Raw genomic sequence first — 600 nt, 5'->3', positions numbered from 1 at the left:
GCCAGATCCCAAACCGGAAACGGGGAGCCTGACGGTTTCCAAAACAGTGGCCGGTAACGACGGGGATACCTCAAAAGCGTTCCATTTCACGGTAACGCTGAGCAATACCTCCCTCTCCGGCACCTATGGCGACATGACCTTTGAAAATGGTGTTGCCTCCTTTGCACTGAAACATGGGGAAAGCAAGTCCGCTTCCGGCCTGCCGGTGGGCGTGACCTATACAGTTGTCGAGCAGGAAGCCGATCAGGACGGATATACCACCACGGCCACAGGAACCGACGGCACCATCACGAAGGATGTGACGGCAGAAGCCAATTTCACCAACACGAAAGAGGACGACCCGGAGCCGGGGCCAGATCCCAAACCGGAAACGGGGAGCCTGACGGTTTCCAAAACAGTGGCCGGTAACGACGGGGATACCTCAAAAGCGTTCCATTTCACGGTAACGCTGAGCAATACCTCCCTCTCCGACACCTATGGCGACATGACCTTTGAAAATGGTGTTGCCTCCTTTGCACTGAAACATGGGGAAAGCAAGACCGCTTCCGGCCTGCCGGTGGATATAACCTATACGGTTGTCGAGCAGGAAGCCGATCAGGA

1 protein-coding gene is annotated in these 600 nt (G+C 55.8%); it reads left to right on the top strand.

Annotated features, from left to right (window positions below; translation table 11 throughout):
* Positions 1-600, top strand: a 600-nt coding sequence (locus tag B5E56_RS14675; RefSeq protein WP_242959016.1) for a DUF7601 domain-containing protein, incomplete at both ends; no start/stop codon positions are given.

Source organism: Flavonifractor sp. An112 (genome assembly GCF_002161085.1).
Classification (GTDB): Bacteria; Bacillota; Clostridia; order Oscillospirales; family Oscillospiraceae; genus Flavonifractor; species Flavonifractor avicola.
The sequence above is the reverse complement of the archived record's forward strand: the minus strand, read 5'-3'. Positions and strand labels throughout refer to the sequence as shown.